Origin of the sequence: Onishia taeanensis (assembly GCF_900100755.1) — a bacterium.
In the GTDB taxonomy this organism is placed as follows: Bacteria; Pseudomonadota; Gammaproteobacteria; order Pseudomonadales; family Halomonadaceae; genus Onishia; species Onishia taeanensis.
In genome coordinates this window covers 1-22039 of the sequence record NZ_FNCI01000023.1, presented here as the reverse complement: position 1 = coordinate 22039, position 22039 = coordinate 1, and the positions used below count along the sequence as shown (strand labels likewise).

Sequence of the window (22039 nt, the reverse complement as noted above, 5' to 3'; positions counted from 1 at the left end):
GCCACGAAGGCATCGAGTGCTTCGCCCTTCACGGCGATCACCAGGCCGGGGTTGGTGCAGAACTGACCGGCGCCCATGTTAAGCGAGCCCACGAAGGCCTCACCCAGTTTCTTGCCGCGAGCCTTGAGGGCTTCAGGCAGCAGGAAGACCGGATTGATAGAGCTCATCTCGGCATAGACCGGGATCGGCTCCGGGCGTTCCTGGGCCGCCTTGGCTAGCGCCGTACCGCCGTTGCGCGAGCCCGTGAAGCCCACCGCCTTGATGCGCGCATCGCGGACCAGGGCCTGGCCGATGTCATTGCCGGAGCCGTAGATCAGCGAGAACACGCCCTCGGGCAGCTCGCACTTGGCCACCGCCCGCTGTATGGCCCGACCGACCAGCTCAGAGGTGCCGGGGTGGGCCGAGTGGGCCTTGACCACTACTGGGCAGCCGGCCGCCAGGGCCGAGGCGGTATCGCCACCCGCCACCGAGAACGCCAGCGGGAAGTTGGAGGCACCGAAGACCGCGACCGGGCCCAGGGCGATATGGCGCTGGCGCAGGTCGACCCGCGGCATTGGTTCGCGTTCGGGCAAGGCCGGGTCGATGCGCACGTCCAGCCACTCGCCGGCGCGCACCACCGAGGCGAACAGGCGCAACTGGCCGCAGGTGCGGCCGCGCTCGCCTTGCAGGCGGGCCTGGGGCAGGCCGGACTCGGCCACGCCGCGCTCGATCAACTCATCGCCGATGGCCTCGATCTCGTCGGCGATGGTCTCGAGGAAGCGTGCCCGCGCCTCCAGGCCGGTCTCGCGGTAGGTCTCGAAGGCCGCCCAGGCCAGCTCACAGGCCCGTTCGACCTCGGCCTTGCTGCCGGCGGGATAACCCGGCGACAGGGTCTCGCCGGTGGCGGGATTGATGGCGTGAATGGCCTGGCCATTGGCGGTCACGGCGCGTTGGCCGATCAGTTGCGTTCCTTCCAGAGTCATGTTGCCTCCTGTCATCACAGTGAGTTGACGCGGGTGTCGGTGGCTTCGGACTCGAACGCCAGCGGGTTGCGCAGCGTGCGGCCGAAGGCCGGCAGGGCGATCTCGAAGCGATCGCCGTCGCGGGTCTGGACGCCGTCGGCGAAGCTCAGCGTCGCGGTGCCGAAGAAGTGCACGTGGACATCGCCGGGGCGCCTGAAGCCTTGATACTTGAAGTGGTGATGCTCGAGGTTGGCGATACTGTGCGCCATGTTGGCTTCACCGGTGAGGAATGGCTTCTCCCACAGGGTCTCGCCGTCACGCACGATGCGGCTGACGCCCTCGAGGTGCTCGGGCAGCTCGCCGATCAAGAGCTCCGGGCCGAAGCTGCAGTGGCGCAGCTTGGAGTGGGCCAGCCACAGGTAATTGAAGCGTTCGGTGACGTGATCGGAGAACTCATTGCCGATGGCGTAGCCGACGCGCCAGGGCTGGCCGTCGTCGCCGATCACGTAGAGCCCGGCGAGCTCCGGCTCCTCGCCGGCGTCTTCGGCGAAGGCCGGCACCGGCATCGCCGCCTCGGGCGCCACTACGCAGTCGCCGTCGCCCTTGTAGAACCATTCCGGCTGGGTGCCGGTCTCGCCGGCGGCGGGCTTGCCACCCTCGACGCCGAGCTTGAACATGCGCATCGAGTCGGTCAGCTCGGACTCGTCGGCTTTAGCCTGGGCGTGCATCGCCGAACGGGTGTCGGCGCTGCCCAGGTGGGTCAGGCCGGTGCCGGTGACCAGGCAATGCGCCGGGTCGGCATGGGTCAGCGGCGGCAGCAGGCGTCGCTCGTCGATCAATTGCTGATAGTCGAGGCGGGTCTCGGTCAATGATGCCTCGACCACCTCAGCGAGTCGGCGGCCATCGGCGATAGCGCGCCGCGCCAGGGTGTAGGTATCGGCATCGGTCAGGCGGACCCTGTTCTCATTTTCTACTAGCGCCGCTAAGGGCCGGTTCTGGTGCAAACATTGGATGATTCGCATTGGGTGATTCCTCGACATCCAGATAAGAGAAGGAACGTCAGGCGCCGGTCGAGTATCGAAGCGACCTCATCATAGCGCCGCATTCCGGCTTATGTACAACATTCAGGTTTATATGTTGATTCTTAGACATTGCTTGGTAGAGCCAAGGTGGCGCCGCCTTTTGCAAGGCACTGGCGACGTTGCTCGCCGCCAGGCCCGCTAACCGTTGGATCATCCGACCAGCCACATGGCCAGGTTGGGGTAGAACAGCAGCGCGAACAGCACGCACAGCTGGATGGCAATGAAGGGCAGCAGTGCCACGAAGATATCTTTGAGGCTGATGCTGGGTGGGGCGACGCCCTTCAGGTAGAAGGCGGCCGGGCCGAACGGCGGTGACAGGAAGGAAACCTGCATGTTGACCGCGAACAGAATGCCGAACCAGACCGGGCTGTAGCCGAGCTGCTCAACGATCGGCACGAAGATCGGCAAGGTCAGCATGGCAACGCCAATCCAGTCGAGGAACATGCCCAGTACCAACAGGATCGCCATCATGACCAGGATGATCACCACCGGTTCGACGTCGAGGCCGAGAATGACCTGCGAGATGAAGCGGTTGCCGCCCATCAGGTTGTAGACCCCGACCAGCGCCGCGGCACCAATCCCGATCCAGATGATCATGCCGCAGGTGGTCATGGTCTGGCCGAGGCTGCCGTGCAGGGTCTTCAAGGAGAATTCGCCGCGGGCGACCACGGCCAACAGCACGCCGAAGACGCCCATCGCCGCGGCTTCGGTGACCGAGGCCACGCCGCCGTAGATCGAGCCCAGCACCATGAAGGCGATCAGTCCGGGGACGACGATGGCCTTGAGCGCCTGCCCCTTGGTGGCGAAGCCCTCCTCGCGGTCGGCATCGGTCATCGGCGGGCCGAGCCGGGGATTCTTCAAACAGCGGATCAGCACATAGGCGATGTAGGAGCCCATCAGCAGCAAGGCCGGGGTGATAGCCGCCGTGAACAGATCGGCAATCGACTGGCTGGCGATCAGGCCATAGATGATCAGCACGATCGATGGCGGCATCATGGTGCCCAGCGAGCCACCGGCACAGACCACGCCGATCGACAGGTGCTTGTCATACCCCAGGCGCAGCATCTGCGGTAGTGCCAGGATGCCCAGCAGCACGATCTCGCCGCCAATGATCCCCGACAGGGCGGCCAGGAAGAAGGCCACCACAATGGTCTGGATGGCCACGCCACCAGGCAGGCGCCCGGCGAACACGCGCATGGCGTTGAAAAGATCCTTGGCAATGCCTGATCGGTCCAGTAGCGAGGCCATTAAGACGAACATCGGCACTGCAACCAGCGAATATTCGGTGACGAAGCCAAAGACGCGGCTGGTGACCAGCGGCAGAGCCTCGGGCCCGAACCAGCCGAAGGTGAAAACCAGCGCCACCAGGCCGGTGATGAAGGCAAGCGGCAGTCCTGTCACCAGCAGAGCGAAGATGGCGCCTACCAGCAACAGTGTTCCGTCGGCGATATCCATTACACGCTTCCCTCGGTGGAGGTGGGAGATGTCGGCGGAGCCTGCTTGGCGCGCAGAGACTGAACGCTATGAATGAGCGCCTGAACGCTCATCAGTACCAGCGAGGCCATGATGATGCCCTTGACCAGGGCCGGAAACGGCGGATTCCAAGAGGTGCCCGAGCGCTCCAGCGACCATTCGCCGAGCGGGTTGTGAGAGGCGTCCCAGAACATCATGAAGGCGGCGTAGCTCATGCCCAGACAGAAGCCCAGGGTGACCAGGTCATTGAAGCGGTCGAGCCATAGCTTGAGCCGCGGGCCGGCATTGTCGTAGAGCACTCGCACGCGGATATGGTGGTTGCCGGCCATGGCCGCGGGGCCGCCGATGGCGAAGCTGACGGCGACCAGCATGACCACGCTCTCGTGGACCCAGGAGGTCGGCGAGTTGAAGCCGTAGCGCATCAGGACTTCGAAGACGCTGATCACCATGGCAATGAAGACCAGCCAGGCGGCACCGCGGGCACACCAGACGACGCCACGGTCGAAGGCATTGCGCGACTTGTCGTCCGCTGCCGTCTCATTCGCCTGGGCGGCGGCGACGTCATCGTCACCGGGTTGGGAAAACTTGGAAGACATGGTTCCTCCACGTGACGCCGCTTGGCGTCACGATGCTCAGGAAGTGGAGAAACGGGGCCGATGGCGTCGGCCCCCTGAAGAGATGAACGGTGGGGTTAGAGCTGATTACGCGCCCGCAGGAAAGCGGTGACCGAGTCATAGTACTTCTGTGTCATCGCGTTCTTGCCTGCCCACTCCTGCCATTCCTGCTCGGCGGCCTGGCGGAAACGCTTGCGCTCTTCCTGAGACAGGTCGATCGGGTGCACGTCCGGGTTGTCGTTGAGCTCTTGCAGCGTCTGCAGATCCTGTTCCTTGAGCTGGGCAATCAGGTCATAGGCCATGTCGTCGAAGGCCGTTTCCAGGGTGACCTGCAGGTTCTCGGGCAGGTCATCCCAGACGTCCTTGTTGATCGATACGGCGATCATCGGCATGGAGTGGAAGCCCGGGTACAGCGGGTAGGGTGCGAAGGCATGGATGCCCTGGGCATCGTTGTTGGAGAGCACCGTGGAGTCGGCGGCATCGATCACGCCTTTCTCGAGCGCGGTGTAGACTTCAGAGCCCGGCAGGTTGACGGGGGCCGCACCGATACGCTCGAAGATGTTGTAGACCATGCCCTGAGGCGCGCGGATCTTGAGGCCCTGGAAGTCATCGATGGACTCGATGGGCACCGAGGAGGGGATCGACTCCAGCGGGAAGGTCGCCGCGCTGATCAGGTGGGTGCCATAGGGTTCGGCCAGTTCGTTGTAGAGCGCTTCGCCACCGCCTTGCTTCATGTACTCAAGGAAGTCGTACGGGTTGCTCCATGCGCCTACCAGGTTGCCCATCATGCCGAAGGCCGGATCCTGGCCGGAAAAGTAGCTGGGATCGGTCATATGGCCCTGAAGGATGCCCGAGGAGACCGCTTGCAGCGTCTCGGTGGGGCCCACGACGGAGTTGATCGGCATGATTTCAATATGCACCTGGCCATTGGTCATGGTTTCGACCTTGTCGGCCCAGGCTTGCTTGATCTTGAAGCTGGGTTCGCCTGAGGTCTCCGACGCCTGGAACTTCCAGTCATATTGGGCGGCCTGGGCGGAGCCAAGCCCGACCAGGAGGGCTGAGCCGGTGAGGACTATGGCGTGTTTGAGCTTGAGCATGAAACTCTCCATCGAAGAAAGATTCTTGTTGTGGCGTGAGCTGACAGAGCAGCATTCCCATCTGGGAGGCTAAATGTTGAACATATACTCTATTTGTTCAACATATACTTTTGTATGTATCGACTACGCTGGCCGTTGTCGGTAACGTCTAGCTCAATCTTCGCCGCATACAGGATCGAGCCGCCGGCCGCGATCCTTCGATAAGGAGTGACCTCCATGTCTCAGAGCAAGCGCCCGCTGCGCAGTGCCGCCTGGTTTGGTACCGCCGACAAGAACGGTTTCATGTACCGCAGTTGGATGAAGAACCAGGGGATCCCCGATCACGAGTTCGAAGGCAAACCGATCATCGGTATCTGCAATACCTGGTCAGAGCTCACGCCCTGTAACGCGCACTTCCGCAAGCTCGCCGAGCACGTCAAGCAGGGCATTCTCGAGGCGGGCGGCTATCCGGTAGAGTTCCCGGTGTTCTCCAACGGTGAATCCAATCTGCGTCCCACCGCGATGTTCACACGCAATCTCGCCAGCATGGATGTCGAGGAGGCGATTCGCGGTAATCCGATGGATGCGGTGGTGCTGCTGGTGGGCTGCGACAAGACCACCCCGGCCTTGCTGATGGGCGCGGCGAGCTGTGACCTGCCGACGCTGGTGGTGACCGGCGGGCCGATGCTCAACGGCAAGCATGAGGGCAAGGACATCGGCTCGGGTACCGTGGTCTGGAAGCTCTCCGAGGAGGTCAAGGCCGGCAAGATCTCGATTCACGACTTCATGGCCGCCGAGGCGGGCATGTCGCGCTCGGCGGGTACCTGCAACACCATGGGCACGGCTTCGACCATGGCCTGCATGGCGGAGTCGCTGGGTACTTCGCTGCCGCACAATGCGGCCATTCCGGCGGTCGATTCGCGTCGCTACGTCCTGGCCCATCTGTCGGGCAATCGCATCGTCGAGATGGTCCACGAGGACCTCCGGCTATCCAAGGTGCTTACCAAGGGCGCCTTCGAGAACGCCATTCGCACCAACGCGGCCATCGGTGGCTCCACCAATGCGGTCATCCACCTGAAGGCCATCGCGGGACGCATCGGCGTCGATCTGGCCCTGGATGACTGGAACCGCATCGGCCGCGGCACGCCCACGATCGTCGATCTGCAGCCGTCCGGTCGCTTCCTGATGGAAGAGTTCTACTATGCCGGCGGTCTGCCGGCGGTGCTGCGCCGCCTCGGCGAGGCCGACCGGCTGCCCCACAAGGACGCCCTGACCGTCAACGGCCAGACCCTGTGGGACAACGTCAAGGAGGCCCCGCTTTACAACGACGAGGTGATCCGCCCGCTGGACAACCCGCTGGTCGACGACGGCGGCATGTGCGTGCTGCGCGGCAACCTTGCGCCCGGCGGGGCCGTGCTCAAGCCCTCGGCGGCGAGCGCAGAACTGATGCGCCACCGTGGCCAGGCCGTGGTCTTCGAGGACTTCGATGACTACAAGGCGCGCATCAATGACCCGGACCTCGAGGTCTCGGCAGACAGCGTGCTCGTCATGAAGCATTGCGGCCCACGCGGCTACCACGGCATGGCCGAGGTCGGGAACATGGGGCTGCCGTCGAAGCTGCTGGAGCAGGGGGTAACCGACATGGTGCGCATCTCCGATGCCCGCATGAGCGGCACCGCCTATGGCACTGTGGTCCTTCACGTGGCCCCGGAAGCCGCCGCCGGCGGTCCGCTGGCCGCCGTGCGCAACGGCGACTGGATCGAGCTCGATGCCTATGACGGCCGCCTGCACCTGGATATCAGCGAAGACGAACTCGCCTCACGGCTGGCCGAAAGCGACCCCCGCGCGGCGTCGACGCGAATCGCCAGCAGCGGCGGTTACCGCCAGCTCTATATCGAGCATGTTCTGCAAGCCGACGAAGGCTGCGATTTCGACTTCCTGGTCGGCTGTCGCGGCGCCGAGGTGCCCAGGCACTCGCACTGAAACTGGACGCCGGCCAATGGCCGCGTCCCCGTCCCGTCTTGCCGCCATCCGATCCCATGCCTGCGACGCCCCAGACAGGCGTCGCAGGGACTAGGAGTTTGACCATGTCCTCGCCCCGCCTGACCCCGGATCAGCTGCGCTCGCGCTGGTGGTTCGATAACCCCGATCATCCCGGTACCACGGCGCTGTGCATCGAGCGCTATCTCAATTACGGCATCACGCTCGAAGAACTGACCTCGGGTAAGCCGATCATCGGCATCTGCCAGTCGGGTTCGGACCTCACGCCCTGCAATCGTCACCACATCGAGCTGGTGAAGCGTGTCAAGGACGGTATCCGTGCCGCCGGCGGGGTGCCCTTCGAGTTTCCGCTGCATCCGATCCACGAGAACGTGCGCCGCCCCACCGCGGCGCTGGATCGCAACCTGGCCTACCTGGGCCTGGTCGAGGTGCTGCATGGCTATCCGCTGGACGGCGTGGTGTTGACCACCGGCTGTGACAAGACCACCCCGGCAAGCCTGATGGCCGCCGCCACGGTCAATATCCCGGCCATCGTGCTGTCCGGTGGGCCGATGCTCAACGGCTGGCGCGGCGCCGAGCGCGTTGGCTCTGGCACCGTGGTGTGGGAGATGCGCAAGCGCCTGGCCGCCGGCGATATCGACTACCCCGAGTTCCTGTCGCGAATCGCCGATTCCGCGCCCTCGGTGGGCCACTGCAACACCATGGGCACCGCCTCGACCATGAACTCGCTGGCCGAGGCACTGGGCATGAGCCTGCCCGGCTCGGCGATGATCCCCGGGCCCTACAAGGAGCGCGGCGCCGTGGCCTACAAGACCGGCGAGCGCATCGTCGACATGGTCTGGGACGACCTGCGGCCGAGCGACATCATGACCCGTGAGGCGTTCGAGAACGCAGTGGTCACCTGCTCGGCGCTGGGCGGCTCGTCCAACGCGCCGGTGCATATCAACGCCATCGCCCGCCACGCTGGCGTCGAACTCGACAACGACGACTGGCAGCGACTTGGCCACGAGGTGCCGCTGCTGGCCAACGTGATGCCGGCCGGCGCCTATCTCGGCGAGGAGTTCCACCGCGCCGGCGGCGTGCCGGCGGTGATGCATGAGCTGCTCCAGGCCGGGCGGCTCCATGGTGAGGTCTTGACCACCAACGGTCGTACCCTGGCCGAGAACCTGGCCGGCCGCGAGACCGTCGACGAGGAAGTGATCCGCCGCTACGCCAACCCACTGGTCGCGCACGCGGGCTTCCTCAACCTCAAGGGCAATCTGTTCGATTCGGCGCTGATGAAGACCAGCGTGATCGCGACGGACTTCCGCCAGCGCTTCCTCGAGGACCCCGAGGACCCCAACGCCTTCGAGGGCAAGGTGGCGGTGTTCGACGGCTCCGAGGACTATCATGCGCGCATCGACGATCCTGCCCTGGGTATCGATGAGCGCACCATCCTGGTGATGCGCGGCGCAGGCCCGGTTGGCCATCCGGGCGGTGCCGAGGTAGTCAATATGCAGCCGCCGGAGGCGCTGATCCGCGCCGGCATCGAATCCTTGCCCTGCCTGGGCGACGGTCGCCAATCGGGCACTTCGGGTTCGCCGTCGATCCTCAACGCCTCGCCGGAAGCCGCCACCGGCGGGCCGCTGGCACTGCTCGAGACCGGCGACCGGCTGCGCGTGGATCTCGGCCGCTGCGAGGTGCGTCTGCTGGTCGATGAAGACGAGTTGGCTTTGCGTCGCGAGCGACTCGAGGCCGCCGGTGGTTATCCCTATCCGGCGCATCAGACCCCCTGGCAGGAAATTCAGCGCTCGATGGTCGAGCCCCTGGACCGCGGCATGATCCTAAGAGGCGCGAACGACTATCAGGATGTGGCTCGGCGCAGCCCCCCGCGGGACAACCACTGACCCCATACCAGCAAACGGCCGCCTCGCTCCGGGGCGGCGCCTGGCGGGATGGGGTGTCGTGGCGCTAGACTGCGGGCCGGTTTTCATTGCTTGCAGGAGGGTGTCATGTCCGAGTTTCGCCTAGGTCTTGTCGGGGTTGGCAAGATCGTGCGCGATCAGCATCTGGCGGCTATCCAGGCTACGCCGGGGATCGGGCTCGCCGCGGTGGCCGATCCCTTCTCGGAGCTTGCAGGGATCGCGAGTTACAAAGATCTCGCCGCCATGCTCGACGCCGAGCCGACGCTCGATGCCATCGCGATATGCACACCGACCCACCTGCGCCATGAACTGGCGCGTCTGGCGTTGGAGCGTGGCAAGGCGGTGATGCTCGAGAAGCCGCCGGGCGCGACGCTTGCCGAGACGGAAGATCTCAAGGCGCTGGCCGAGGAGCATGACGCCGTGCTGTTTGCCGCCTGGCACTCGCGGTTCGCGCCCGGCATAAGTCACGCAAGGGATTGGCTCAGTTCAAGGACCGTGACCGCTGTGACGATCGACTGGCATGAAGATGTGCGCGTTTGGCACCCGGGTCAGGACTGGATCTGGGAGGCGGGCGGCATGGGCGTCTTCGATCCCGGCATCAATGCGCTCTCTATCGCCACGCAGCTGGTCTCGACGCCGTTCTTTCTCAAACACGCCGACCTCGAGGTGCCGGAAAACTGCCAGACGCCGATCGCCGCCAGGCTCGGCTTTCGCACCGCCGCCGGCATTCCGGTGGACGCCGACTTCGACTTCCGTCATCAGGACCCGCCGCGCTGGGACATGCGCATCGACACCGATGCCGGGGTTCTCAAACTTGAAAGCGGCGGCTCGCGCTTGATCATCGATGGCGAAGTCGTCATCGACGAGCCGGAACGCGAGTACCAGGGCGTCTACGCGCATTTCTGTGAACTGCTGAAGGCCGGCGAAAGCGATATCGATATCGCCCCACTGCGTCATGTGGCCGATGCGATGCTGCTGGGGCATCGGCGCGCGGTAGAGGCCTTTATCGAATAGCGGTTAGCGCGTGCCGGTGTCAGAGCGGGCCGTCAGCCGTCAGTTCGAGGCGGCTGCCCAGCACGGATTCGCCGGGCTTGAGACCGAGCGCATCGGCGGTGCCGGCGAGCACGGCTTGAGCGGAGCGGAAGGCCTCGTTGGGGCGGCGGGTACGAATGGCTTCCATCAACTGACGGTGGCGCTCCAGGCTCGCTTCGGGGTCCGTGGCGCTGACATTGGACATCTTGATCAGCAGATAGATGGAGGGGCGCAGGATATGGGAAAGCTGCGCCCAGACGATGTTATGGGTCGCCTTGTAGATCGCTACATGAAAGGCCACATCGTAATCGCTGTGCAGACGATTCGATTCCGGGCCAGCATCGCCATGCATGTTCTGCCCCATTCCCTCGAAGGCTTCCTCTATCGCGACCAGATCACGGGCGGTAGCCCGCTTGGCCGCCATCATGGCGACATAGGGTTCGACATCCAGCCGGAATGACAGGATCTCCCGCTGGACCTTGGGGTTGGGTGCTGCATAGCGTGTCATCCACCCGGTGACCGTGGGGTCGAGAATATTCCACTCGGAATATTCGCGAACCCTGGAGCCATGCCCGGAAATGCGCTCGATGATGCCGACATCCACGAGCTGCCTCAGGTCACTACGAACCGCGGAGCGGTTGATGGCGAACTGATCGCAGAGGGCGACCTCCTTGGGCACGTAGTCGCCGGGCTGATAGCGGCCGGAAAAAATCTCCTCGGCCAGAAATTCGGCGACGCTAGGGCGCTGATTGGGCTTTTGCTGCTTTTCCTTCACGTAGGCTCTGTCCGGCAGAATGTAGGCTCAAATTGTCATATGTTGAACATATGAGCAAGCGGGCAGGAAACTAGCGGCTAGCTACTGGCTACTGGCGATGTTTCCAACAGGGCGATGAAGTGCTCGAGCAGGGCGTTGGCCTCGGGGGTTGTGTGAATGCCCTCGCGCAGGGCCTCGATGCTCTGGCCCGCTTCGCCCAGTCCTTCTTGTTGATGCTCGAGGTAGGCGCGCATCACTGGTGCCGTGAATTCCGGGTGGAACTGCACGCTCCACTGGCGTGGCCCCAGGCGTAACGCCTGGTAGGGCTCGTGGGCATTGCTCGCCAATACCACCGAACCGGCCGGCGGCGTGAGCACCGATTGAGCATGCGTGAGATGGGCCGGAAACCGGCTGGGCAGGGCGTGAAACAGCTCATCCGCCTGGCCGGCTTCAGTAAGGGTGACCTCGAAGGTACCGACCTCACGGCCCTGCGGGTGATAGCCGCTTTTGCCGCCCAGCGCCTCGGCCAGCAACTGATGCCCGTAGCAGACGCCTAAGGTTGGCAGGTTGCGAACGACGGCCTCGTGCAGCCAGGGTTTTAGTGCCTCACTCCAGGGCTCAGCGTCGCTGACCATGGCGTGGGACCCGGTGATCAGCACGCCATCGAACTCTGCATGTTCAGGCGCCGCCTTATCTCGCTGCGCATCCCAGACGATCAATTCATGATCGGGCAGGCGGGCCTGAAACAGGGCCTCGAAATCGCCATGATCGGCGATAACGTCGGGGAAACTGTCGCCGGTCTTGATCAGCAGCAGTCGTGGTGTGGGTTGGTTCATGGAGAAGTCCCGTTCGGTGGAAGCTCAGTCCTTGTGCAGCGACTTGCCCAGTGCCTGCATGAAATCCTCACAGGCCGCGAGCTGGTCAAGTTCAACGTATTCATCGGGCTGATGGGCCTGGCCGATGCTACCCGGCCCGCAGATCACCGTAGGTAGCCCTACCCCCTGGAACTGGCCGGCCTCGGTGGTGTAGGCCACGGCTTCACTGGGTTTGTCGCCGAGCAGTTGGCGGCACAACGCCACCGCTTCGGCATTGTCGCGGTCGGCGAGCGCCGGCACGGTCTGGGTAATGTGCTCGGTGACGATACCGGTGCCTGGCGAGCGAGCCTGCATCTCGGCCTCGACTTCCTTGGCATAGGCATCGAATCGCGCATAGAGCGACTCGAAGCTATCGCTCGGCAGGTGGCGAATCTCCCAGTCAAAGTGGCAGTCGCGGGCCTTGATGTTGATCGCCGTGCCGCCCTGTATACGGCCCACGTGCAGGCTGGAATGCGCCACGTTGAAGGCCTCGTCGATGCGTCCCTCGGCCTTGAGCTCCTCCATGATGTCTTCGATGCGGGTGACCAGGCGCGCGGCGACATGGATCGCCGAGACGCCCTGGTACACCTGGCTCGAGTGCGCCGCCTGCCCGGTGACGGTGGTGCGCAGGTTGGTGATGCCCTTGTGGGCCACCACCGGTGCCATCAGCGTCGGCTCGCCGACGATCACCGCCGCCGGGCGTGGCTCATCGGCCATCAGCCGTTCGATGAGGCGTGGCGCGCCCAAACAGCCAATCTCCTCATCGTAGGACAGGGCGAGATAGATAGGCCGTTCGAGGGGCTGCTCGATCCAACGCGGTACTTGGGCCAGCGCGCAGGCAATGAAGCCTTTCATGTCGCAGGTGCCTCGGCCATAGAGGCGACCGTCGTCGCCGTCGCGCAGTGTGAACGGGTCAGTAGTCCAGGGCTGGCCATCGACCGGTACCACATCGGTGTGCCCGGATAGCACCACCCCACCTTCGACCGCCGGGCCGATGCGTGCCAGCAGGTTCGCCTTGCTGCCATCGTCGTTTTCAATGCGCTGGTAGGGCACGCCGTATCCGTCGAGGTAGGACTCGATGAAGCCAATCAGCTCAAGGTTGGAATCGCGGGATACGGTGGCAAAGCCCACCAGCGTCTCGAGCAGGGCGGTGGCGGTCATGATCTGACTCCTGAGTAAGGGGCGAGTGAAAGTCTATCATGAGGCTGTATATTGACGAGGTGCTGGCACAATTAGAGTGTTCTTAATTTTGAACGATTAGCGTTGAACGCAGGAATTGCGATCTATTACACCTTTGTCCTACTATTAGTGGCTTGGGTGTACTCTGTTTGTTCTTAGAAGGATAACAATATGTTGAATAAATTCAGCAGTCTGAAGAAAAACCTTTCCACGTCCGCGCTGGGATTGGGGCTGGCCCTCAGTGTCGTGGCCACAGACGTGGCGGCAGCGGATTACAACTGGCGTTTCAGCAACCTTTATAGCCGGGGCACGGCCTTTGGCGAGCTGTACGAAAATCTGGGCAATAACATCGAGGAGCTGTCTGACGGTCGTATCAAGGTCCAGGTCCTCTATTCAGGCGAAGGCGTCGGCACCAGCGGGCTGCTGGGTGCCGTCAAATCTGGCCTGCTCACCATGGGCGCTCCGTTCCAGTCGATGCACGCGGGTGAGCTGCCAGCGGGTGTTGTAGAGATCGGTCTGCCTGGCGGCACCGCCGATACCGACGAGCTCTATAGCCTTTTCCACGAAAAGGGCTGGGGCGAGGTACTGGAAGAGGCATATGGCTCCCAGGGGTTGGTATGGCTTGAGCCGTACATCCAGCCGCCGGTCTACATCATTACCAAGGAACCGATCGAGTCGGTGGAAGATTTCGAGGGTCTCAAGATTCGTGCCCCCGGTGCCTACGGCAAATTCCTGCGTAACTTGGGCGCCTCCCCGGTTTCCCTGGCCTGGAGCGAGATTTACACCAGCCTGGCCACGGGCGTCATCGACGGTTCCATCGGCAGCAACATGATCGACCACCGCGACGGTAACCATGTTGAAGTCGCCAAATACATGTACCCCTTGCCGCTGGCCGGCGCTCAGGTGCTGCCGATCGTCGTCAACCGCAGTGCCTGGAACAAGCTGCCTGATGATCTCAAGGACGCCGTGCGCAAGGCTACAGAGATCCACGCTGAAGAGCAGTTGACCATGTCCAAGCAGTGGGAAAGCGAGGCGGTGGCAGAGATGGAAGCCAATGGGCTGAAGTGGAGCCCGGAGCCGAGCGAAGCTGACAAAGAGGCTTGGGCCGAAGCCGCTGCAACGCTGCGTGAAGAGTACGCTCAGCAGGATAAGTACAGCGAGCGGTTGATCGAAATCCTGAATGAGACCGGTTATTGATGACATGGCAGGCACCTTGCCCGCCTTATCATCGCTGTTGAAAACAGGCAGAACCTTTAGCCATTACCCGGTTTTCAATGGCCTGTATCGGTCTTACAGCCAGTCGAGGGGCACTGCGGTACCTCATCGATATTGGCAGACATCTCGGCTCGCTGATTCTCAGCGGTGAGCGAGTCGAGAGAAGGCGGAAAGCACATCGTGCTTTCCGCCTTTTACATGAATTCAGGAGATCCCTTATGTTCCTCACCTTGCTGAGGGGGCTCTGCCACGGTATTGATCTGATCGTCATGCTGACCGGCAAAGCAGCTTCCTACCTGATGCCGGTACTGGCCGGTATCGTCGTCTTCGAAGTGTTCGCCCGCTATGTGCTCGGTAGCCCCACGATCTGGGCCTACGACCTGTCACTGTTTCTGTTTGGCTACATCACCGCGCTGGGCGGTGCTTATGCCCAGCAGAAAAGAGCCCACATCAATGTCGACATCCTCTATCTGAAGGTCTCGCCCAAGGCCAAAAGCGTCTTCAACCTGCTTGGATATGCCCTGGCCGTCTTCTTCCTGGCCATCATCATCAAGGTGAGCATGGGTAAGTTTTTCGAGGCCATCGAGTTCGACTATCGCCGCCAGAGCGAGTGGGCACCGCCCATGTATCACTTCTGGGTAATGATGGTCATCGCCTGTTCGCTATTCATTGCGCAATTCGTGCGGGATGCGCTGAACGACATGTTCTACCTGGCGACGGGTGCCCCGCTGCTAAAACAAAAAGAGGGGGTCCATCATGGACATTGAACTGCTGACCGGGGTGCTGTTGCTGTGCATCCTGATCTTCTTCGCGCTGGGCGCCGCCGTGGGCCTGGCGCTGGGCGGTATCGCCATGGCTATCGGCTACCTGACCTGGGGTGAGGGCATCTTCAACGTCATTCCCACCACCCTGGAGTCGACCTTCTTCAGCTTTATCCTGCTGGCCATCCCGCTCTATATCTACATGGGGCAGCTGCTGACCAAGTCCGGGATCGGCGATGCCATGTTCAACGCCAGCCAGCTGTTGATCGGCAAGGTACGCGGTTCCCTCGCCATCAGCGTTATCGGGGTGTGCTCGATGATCGGTGCCATGGTCGGCATCATCGGTGCCGGCATCATGACCTCCGGCAGCATTGCGCTGCGCCCCATGCTGGACCGCGGGTACAACCGGCGCCTGGCGTTGGGCGTCATCATGGCGGGTGGCGGTCTGGGTATCCTGATTCCTCCCAGCATTCCCATGATCATGTTTGCCGCGGCGACGCAGAACTCGGTCGGGCGCATGTTCCTGGGCGCTATGATGCCGGCCTTGTTGACGATCGTGCTCCTGATTGCGTATGTGGTCGTCAGCTGCTGGCTTAACCCGTCACGCGCCCCCAAGGACGAGGAGCAGGACGATGCGCCACCCCGCACCACCCGGCAGACGTTCGTCATCCTTCGTGACGGGCTTTCCGCGCTGCTGCTGATCTTCGTCGTGTTGGGCAGCATCGTCTCGGGTATTGCCACGCCGACCGAATCGGGGGCCATTGGCGTCTTCGGTGCCATCCTGCTGGCGATTCTCTACAAGCGTTTCCGGCCGGCCATGTTTCAGTCCGCCGGTCTTCAGACCGCCACTCTGGTCAGCGTGGCCATGTGGATCATCTTCGGCGCCTCGGTATTCAGCAATTTCCATCTGCTGATGGGGGTGCAGAGCATGGTGGCCGACCTCGCCACAAGCTTGAACCTGCCGCCCATCATGATCATCATCCTGTTTCAGGTGATCATGCTGCTGCTGGGCTTCATTATCGATGAGTTCATCATCGTACTGATGTGCGCGCCGCTGTTCACGCCCATCGCCGTGTCCCTGGGTTATGACCCCATCTGGTTCGGTGTGCTGATGATCCTCAATATCTTGATCGCGGTGCAGACGCCGCCCTATGGGTTTGCCCTGTTCTACCTGAAAGGCATTGCGCCACCGGATGTCGGGATGGGAGAGATCTACCGATCCGTCACGCCCTTCGTGGCCGTGAATTTAGTGGTATTGATCCTGTGCATGATCTTCCCGGAAATCGTGCTATGGCTACCTAATAAGGTCATGGGGTGAGGTAACACTATGTTCAATCACATCTTGATTCCCGTCGATCTCGCGCATCAAGAGCAGCTCGCTAGGCTACAGGAGTCCGCCCGTTTGTTGATTGATGGTGCTGGCAGCATCACCTTGCTTTATGTGGACCCGATCACGGTCCACAAGGAAGCGCTGATGACTCAGTTGGGGGAAGACCAATACGCTGAGCATCAACGGGAGGCCGAAGCCCAGCTGCAGAGTCTGTCCGAGTCGCTGGAGGTAGAGAACGTCACCATGAACGTCGTTACCCGAGAAGGCAGCGCGCATGATCAGATTCTCGAGTACGCCTCGGAAATCAGTGCCGATGCCATCCTGATGATGGCTAGCCGACCGGGACTCACCGACTACTTCATCGGTTCCACCGCCGAGAGGGTGGTACGTCATGCCGATTGCTCGGTCTTCGTGATTCGCTGACTCGTTAAGCTAGTAGGCAAGCGTGGTAGGCCAGATAAGTAGGCCAGATAAGTAGGCCAGATAAGTAGGCCAGATAAGTAGGCCAGATAAGTAGGCAAGCGGCCGTCAGATGTTCCTGGCGGCCGTTTTTTTTGTGCCGACAATCGAGACGCCAGTGCCATCAATGGATAGGCTCAGCCAGTGCCACCTAGGATGATAGGTATCTGGCGCTGCCATAGGTTTCTAGCTATGAGTTGATACGGGCGAGCGTCGAGCAGTTCTAGGGTTCAATCAGCCACCTGGAAGACGAGGAAGGCCGCATGCAGCATAGCGAACGACATAGAACGCACCGCATAGGTTGGCTTCGCGCGGCTGTGCTGGGCGCGAATGACGGCATTGTCTCCACGGCGAGCCTGGTGTTGGGCGTGGCGGCATCGGGGGCGACGACGCAGACGATTCTGGTGGCGGGTGTGGCCGGCCTTGTCGCCGGTGCCATGTCGATGGCGGCCGGCGAGTACGTGTCGGTCAGCTCTCAATCCGATACCGAAAACGCGGACCTGGCGCGGGAGAAACAAGAGCTCGCCGACAATCCCAGGCAAGAGCACGCGGAACTGAAAGCCATCTATGTAGAACGTGGCCTCGATGAGCAACTGGCCGGCCAGGTCGCAACGCAACTGATGGAGCACGACTCGCTTGGCGCCCATGCACGAGATGAACTCGGCATATCGGAGACCTTGGCCGCCAAGCCCGTGCAAGCTGCTTTCGCCTCGGCGGCCACCTTTGCGGTGGGTGCCGCATTGCCGCTATTGATGGTGGCGCTACTGCCGGCGGCCACGCTCATGTGGGGGCTGTCCGGCAGCTCGCTGGTTTTCCTGGCGCTATTGGGGCTGCTGGCCGCTCGGGCGGGCGGTGCTCCGGTCGTTACGTCGGTGGTGCGCGTCGCTTTTTGGGGCGCCTTGGCGATGGGATTAACCGCCGGGGTAGGGGCGCTCTTTGGTGTGGCGGCTTGAAGGAAGCGGCGCTAGAGGTAGGCGTCATTCCCTGCCGCTAGGCCCTGGCGGCGTTGTCCATCATGGCGAAGTCGCGAACGCCGGTGCGATAGAGGGAATATCGTCTTGAACGATCCTGCAGCGTTTGGCGTGGTACTCGGTAGTGTCAGGCCAGTCGTGAGAACAAGGGCATCAATAGCGCGAAGAGCTCAGCCTGGGAGGATATGCCGCACTTGGCGTAGAGCTGGCGGCGAAAGACCTTGACCGTCTGGAGGCTGATCTCCAGGTGGAGACTGATGGATAGCGATGAGTGGCCACGCAGTATCAGTAGCGCCACTTCTGCCTGGCGCGGGCTAAGGGCGATGTCATGGTCCTGCTTCAGGGCTTCACGCAGCCGTTCTTCCAGTGGGGCGGGGGCGGCCTTGGCGAGGCTCTCGGGTTGATAGTCACGCCAGTGCATTTCCAGCAACGCGCTAAGGGTCATCTCGCTATCGTGAAGGGCCTGGACCTCGTGCTTGCCAAAGGCCTTCCCGCTGGAGCGGTCTCTACCGAAACAGGCGGTCAGCGTAATGCTCTCGGAAATGCTGGCAAAAACCGCTACCTCGTCGAGCAGCGTGGTTTGCTTGTAATAGTTGTTGTAGTAATGCGTGCGCCGGAAATGATCCGGTGCCACGTCCACCAGCCGCCGTAATCCGCGTACCTTGCCCTTGAGGTGCTCACGGTAGAAAGGGTCCAACAGGTAGGCTCCACCGAGATACTGGCTATCCATCGGTAGATAGACCACGGGGTCGGTGTACTCCCGATAGAGCACCGCCGGCCGGTGTTCGCCGTGGTAGGCAATGATGATCAGGTTGTCGAATGCCGCCAGGCCTTCCACCAGTCTGGCAAAACGTCGGGGCAGTTCTGGGGTGGCCAAGGCCTTTATGGTCTTGCCCAACGCCTCGTCATAGTCGCCGTGTGTCACCAATCCCTCATGTCCAAGACCACATACCACGCTGGGGTTATATACGCTCCGAAGGCCGGATCATACGGTTCTAGAGCGTGTTGTTAACAACGCATCGCAGTCTAGCCGGGCTACTCCAGCGCTGGCGACTGCGTGGCGGTGCCGCTAAGAATGTGAGGTCAGGCACCGCCATCCATTTTGTTGCACTGGCCGGGCATTTGCTCGGCGCCGATGTCAACGTGTCCTGGAGACGACCCATGAACGACAACAATATCAAACTGGAAAGAACCCTATCGTTGAAGGCCGTGGTGCTGTTTGGCCTTGCCTACATGACGCCACTGATCGTGCTGGGGACCTTCGGTGTCATCGCCAGCGTCAGCCATGGCGCCGTACCCACAGCTTATCTCATCACTACCGTGGCGATGCTGTTTACCGCCTATAGCTACGGCATCATGGCGCGTACCTATCCGGTATCGGGCTCTGCCTATACCTATGCACGCCGGGCCATCGACTCACGCGTCGGCTTCCTGGTGGGCTGGAGCGTGCTGCTGGACTACTTCTTCTTGCCGATGGTGATCTGGCTGATCGGCGCCGCCTACCTGAATGCGCGCTTCCCCGAGGTGCCTAGCTGGGCGTTCTTGCTGGGCTTTATCGGCATCACCACCTTCCTGAATATCTATGGCATCAAGATGGCGTCGAAGGTGAACTCGCTGCTGATGGTGTTCCAGATCCTGGTCATCGGCTTCTTCGTGCTGCTGTCGGTTCGCCACGTGTTCTCGACCGGTGGCACCGATGCCCTGTTCAGCCTGGCACCGTTCATCGGTGAGGATTCCGGCTTTACCACCATTGCCGCCGCATCAGCCGTAGCAGCCTACTCCTTCCTCGGCTTTGACGCCGTTACCACGCTGACTGAAGAGACCATCGAGCCCAAGCGCAACATTCCCCGGGCCATCATGCTCACCGCCCTGATCGGGGGTGGCATCTACGTGCTGGTGGGCTATACCACTCAACTTGCGCATCCGGGCAGCGACTTCGCCGACCCTGATTCGGCCGCCTTCGAGATCGCCAGGATGATTGGCGCCGACCTGTTCGGGGCCATCTTCCTGGCCGGAATGGTGCTGGCGCAGTTCACCTCGGGCCTTGCGGCACAGGCCAGTGCATCACGCCTGCTGTACGCCATGGGGCGCGACGCCGTGCTGCCGCGCAAGCTGTTTGGTGCCCTGCATCCGCGCTTTCATACCCCCGTCTTCAGCATCGTACTGACCGGCTGTATCGGTGTTATCGCCCTGTTCATGGACGTGCTGTCAGCCGCCTCGTTCATTAACTTCGGCGCCTTCATTGCCTTCACCATGGTCAACCTCTCGGTGATCTTCCTTGTGAGCAAGGATGCGGACGCCAAGCGTCGCTACGGCGTCTTCAAGGGCATGGTCGTGCCGCTGATCGGTGCCATGGTCAATCTGTGGTTGATGAGCAAGCTGGATATCAACGCGGTGATCCTGGGCCTGATCTGGCTCCTGATTGGTGTGGCACAGCTGGTTTACCTGACCCGTTTCTTCCGCCGTGAGCCGCCCGAAGTGGCCTTCGATGAATCCGACTCTGGTTCCGGGCCTGAGTCTGAGTCTGAGCCGGCGACTGCCTCGGCTGACGCGCATCGTTAATGGAGGCTGACATGCCCAGATACTTGCCCGTTCTGGTCGTCCAGGAAGCCTCACGACAGCCCGGCACGGATGCCGAGCTTCGCGACTTCGAGGCGGAGCTTGCCGACTACCTGAGCGACTTCGTTGCCGAGTTTGATCAGCCACGCATGGTGGTGTACCCGGAGTTCTACCTATGCGCAGCCAGTGGCACGCCTGAACAACGCAGAGTGCAGTTGGAAGCGGCCGCCGAACCGATCGATGGCCTTCGCCACCAGCACTTGTCCCGCATCGCCAGCAACCTGAGCATCTGGCTGTTGCCCGGTACCGTTTGCGAGCGAGGCGACGACGGCCATTTGTACAACACCGCGCCGGTGTATTCGCCTGAGGGCGAACGGGTAGCCGCCTATCGCAAGTGCTTCCCCTGGCGGCCCTATGAGCCGTTTCAGCCAGGGAATCGCTTCGAGGTGTTTGATGTTCCCGGCATCGGCCGGATAGGCCTGGCCATTTGCTATGACATCTGGTTTCCGGAAGTGGTGCGGCAATTAGCCTGGTTGGGGGCTGACGTGATTATCAACCAGGTCGCTACCTCTACCAGTGACCGCGCCCAGGAACTGGTATTGGTGCAGGCCAACGCCATCTTCAACCAAGTGTTTATGGTCAGCGTTAATTCGGCCACGCCTTCGGGCGAAGGGCAGAGCTTAATTGTTGACCCTGAAGGCCACATTCGCTCGCAAATGCCCGGGGCCACCTCGGGCATCCTCACCGATGTGCTCAACCTGGATGAGGTGGAGCGCGTGCGGACCTTCGGTACCGCAGGCTTGAACCGCATGTGGTCCCAGTGCCGGAATGAGGACCCGGTGTTGGAATTACCGATGTATGAAGGCCGCATCGATCCGCGCAAATGGAATCGAGAGCGATAAACTGTCCAGACGTTAGTCTTCAAGGAAAAGTGCGGCTTACCACCGCACTTTTTTGGTTCTGAACTTGGGTCGGTATCGGGTTTGGCGTATATCAGGTAAATAGTCCTGTTGGGGAGCGCTCACTTCGCCTTGAGTGCTTTATTCATCGGTGTTACTGCAGAATACCAATATGGCTCGGCGATTCAGTTGCCGAGGAGGGGCCGCTTATCAACTCATTGCCGTTTTGCATCCATCGCCACGAATGAATACGCTAGCCACTCAGGACCGCCAAGACGGTTAAACTGAATACTGAGTATGCAGGATGCAGAGACTACCGCATGAATGGCAGGATGCCATTGCAACATGCCCAGGTAGGGGCGGTAGCGTGAATATCGCCATATAACGAGCTATCGCAAGCTGTTCCAGCCAAACCTAAATCCCGTTGCCCTCATGCAGGCGCATACACGGAAACGAACGAAATAGCGCATCAAGCTGCAGACGATCATTTCGGTGCTTGGGGAGTTGCATTCTAGGCGCATGGCTGCCTTCTCACGCTCCATCAGCTATGGAGCTGCCTTGCGCGTGCATGCATCGCCTTCTATGCTATGGGGTTTTGTGGCTCTTCACTTATCAGTGTGGGTTAGGAGCCATTGGCAGTCCGCCATAGTGAAAAAGGATTGCCCGCTTGAACCTCTCCTTGCTTCGGAATCCTCTGGCTCGGACTTTCAAGGTTCGAACTTGGCCGTTGATAGCTTCCGCCAAGCCATTGGAGGCGCGAAACCGCATGGCGTTCAGAATGCCAAATAGCTTGGTTTCGATCTGATTGGCTGCTGAGGCCAAAGCTCGAACGTCAGTTAGCCGAGCCATGTGAATCCATTCCTGCCAGGCCGCACGAGCCCCTTTTACCCGGTAGCCCTGCCAGATGTCTCGTGCCTTTTCTTTGAGGTACCAGA

General features: G+C 61.7%; 20 protein-coding genes. 10 read left to right on the top strand and 10 right to left on the bottom strand.

The window, feature by feature from the left end; genetic code table 11:
- From BLR71_RS16995 to BLR71_RS16975, 5 genes are all read right to left on the bottom strand, one after another.
- Positions 1-962 (bottom strand): aldehyde dehydrogenase family protein (locus tag BLR71_RS16995; protein WP_139172676.1); only part of this gene is annotated, 962 nt, incomplete at its 3' end.
- Positions 963-976: 14 nt separating this feature from the next.
- A complete protein-coding gene (gene araD1 / locus BLR71_RS16990) occupies positions 977-1963 on the bottom strand; it encodes an AraD1 family protein (protein ID WP_092528999.1) in 987 nt (328 codons plus the stop codon).
- 210 nt (positions 1964-2173) lie between these two features.
- Positions 2174-3478, bottom strand: coding sequence for a TRAP transporter large permease (locus BLR71_RS16985; RefSeq protein WP_092528997.1), 1305 nt, complete (start codon positions 3476-3478; stop codon positions 2174-2176).
- A complete protein-coding gene (locus tag BLR71_RS16980; protein ID WP_092528995.1) occupies positions 3478-4092 on the bottom strand; it encodes a TRAP transporter small permease subunit in 615 nt (204 codons plus the stop codon). The genes BLR71_RS16985 and BLR71_RS16980 overlap by 1 nt, the downstream gene beginning before the upstream one ends.
- Before the next feature lie 95 nt (positions 4093-4187).
- Entirely contained in the window at positions 4188-5207 is a 1020-nt protein-coding gene (locus BLR71_RS16975; RefSeq protein ID WP_092528993.1) for a TRAP transporter substrate-binding protein, read from the bottom strand.
- Between the two features lie 216 nt (positions 5208-5423).
- Here BLR71_RS16975 and BLR71_RS16970 point away from each other — a divergent pair, with 216 nt between their 5' ends.
- The 3 genes from BLR71_RS16970 to BLR71_RS16960 all read left to right on the top strand — a co-directional run bounded on the left by BLR71_RS16970 (position 5424) and on the right by BLR71_RS16960 (position 10105).
- The gene (locus BLR71_RS16970) at positions 5424-7169 is read left to right on the top strand and encodes an IlvD/Edd family dehydratase (protein WP_092528991.1); all 1746 of its coding nucleotides are present in this window, start codon (positions 5424-5426) and stop codon (positions 7167-7169) included.
- A 104-nt stretch (positions 7170-7273) separates the two neighbouring features.
- A complete protein-coding gene (locus tag BLR71_RS16965; RefSeq protein ID WP_092528989.1) occupies positions 7274-9073 on the top strand; it encodes an IlvD/Edd family dehydratase in 1800 nt (599 codons plus the stop codon).
- A 105-nt stretch (positions 9074-9178) separates the two neighbouring features.
- Positions 9179-10105, top strand: a complete 927-nt coding sequence (locus BLR71_RS16960; protein WP_092528987.1) for a Gfo/Idh/MocA family protein — start codon at positions 9179-9181, stop codon at positions 10103-10105.
- A gap of 19 nt (positions 10106-10124) precedes the next feature.
- Here the strand turns inward: BLR71_RS16960 and BLR71_RS16955 are convergent, their stop codons facing one another.
- From BLR71_RS16955 to argE, 3 genes are all read right to left on the bottom strand, one after another.
- Positions 10125-10898 (bottom strand): FadR/GntR family transcriptional regulator, encoded by a 774-nt coding sequence (locus tag BLR71_RS16955; RefSeq protein ID WP_092528985.1) that lies wholly within the window; start codon positions 10896-10898, stop codon positions 10125-10127.
- 77 nt (positions 10899-10975) lie between these two features.
- Positions 10976-11713, bottom strand: a complete 738-nt coding sequence (locus BLR71_RS16950; protein WP_092528983.1) for a glutamine amidotransferase — start codon at positions 11711-11713, stop codon at positions 10976-10978.
- Positions 11714-11737: 24 nt separating this feature from the next.
- A complete protein-coding gene (gene argE, locus BLR71_RS16945; RefSeq protein ID WP_092528981.1) occupies positions 11738-12892 on the bottom strand; it encodes an acetylornithine deacetylase in 1155 nt (384 codons plus the stop codon).
- Positions 12893-13081: 189 nt separating this feature from the next.
- Between argE and BLR71_RS16940 the strand changes: the two genes are divergently transcribed.
- The 5 genes from BLR71_RS16940 to BLR71_RS16920 all read left to right on the top strand — a co-directional run bounded on the left by BLR71_RS16940 (position 13082) and on the right by BLR71_RS16920 (position 17628).
- The gene (locus BLR71_RS16940) at positions 13082-14107 is read left to right on the top strand and encodes a TRAP transporter substrate-binding protein (RefSeq protein WP_092528979.1); all 1026 of its coding nucleotides are present in this window, start codon (positions 13082-13084) and stop codon (positions 14105-14107) included.
- 236 nt (positions 14108-14343) lie between these two features.
- Complete coding sequence (locus tag BLR71_RS16935) at positions 14344-14892, top strand: TRAP transporter small permease subunit (RefSeq protein ID WP_092528977.1); 549 nt, start codon at positions 14344-14346, stop codon at positions 14890-14892.
- Positions 14882-16204, top strand: coding sequence for a TRAP transporter large permease (locus BLR71_RS16930; protein WP_092528975.1), 1323 nt, complete (start codon positions 14882-14884; stop codon positions 16202-16204). Before BLR71_RS16935 ends, BLR71_RS16930 begins: the two co-directional genes overlap by 11 nt.
- Positions 16205-16213: 9 nt before the next feature.
- Positions 16214-16639 carry a universal stress protein gene (locus BLR71_RS16925; protein ID WP_092528973.1) on the top strand — a complete coding sequence of 142 codons (426 nt, stop codon included), beginning with the start codon at positions 16214-16216 and terminating at the stop codon, positions 16637-16639.
- A 299-nt stretch (positions 16640-16938) separates the two neighbouring features.
- Positions 16939-17628, top strand: a complete 690-nt coding sequence (locus BLR71_RS16920; protein ID WP_092528971.1) for a VIT1/CCC1 transporter family protein — start codon at positions 16939-16941, stop codon at positions 17626-17628.
- 145 nt (positions 17629-17773) lie between these two features.
- On the opposite strand, the gene BLR71_RS16915 is transcribed toward BLR71_RS16920, so the two are convergent.
- Complete coding sequence (locus BLR71_RS16915) at positions 17774-18571, bottom strand: helix-turn-helix transcriptional regulator (RefSeq protein WP_092528969.1); 798 nt, start codon at positions 18569-18571, stop codon at positions 17774-17776.
- Positions 18572-18807: 236 nt separating this feature from the next.
- On the opposite strand from BLR71_RS16915, the gene BLR71_RS16910 reads away from it, so the two are divergent.
- Positions 18808-20208 (top strand): APC family permease, encoded by a 1401-nt coding sequence (locus BLR71_RS16910; protein ID WP_092528967.1) that lies wholly within the window; start codon positions 18808-18810, stop codon positions 20206-20208.
- 11 nt (positions 20209-20219) lie between these two features.
- Positions 20220-21107, top strand: coding sequence for a carbon-nitrogen hydrolase family protein (locus BLR71_RS16905; protein WP_175491718.1), 888 nt, complete (start codon positions 20220-20222; stop codon positions 21105-21107).
- 609 nt (positions 21108-21716) lie between these two features.
- Here the strand turns inward: BLR71_RS16905 and BLR71_RS16900 are convergent.
- Positions 21717-22039 (bottom strand): transposase (locus BLR71_RS16900; protein WP_139172650.1); only part of this gene is annotated, 323 nt, incomplete at its 5' end.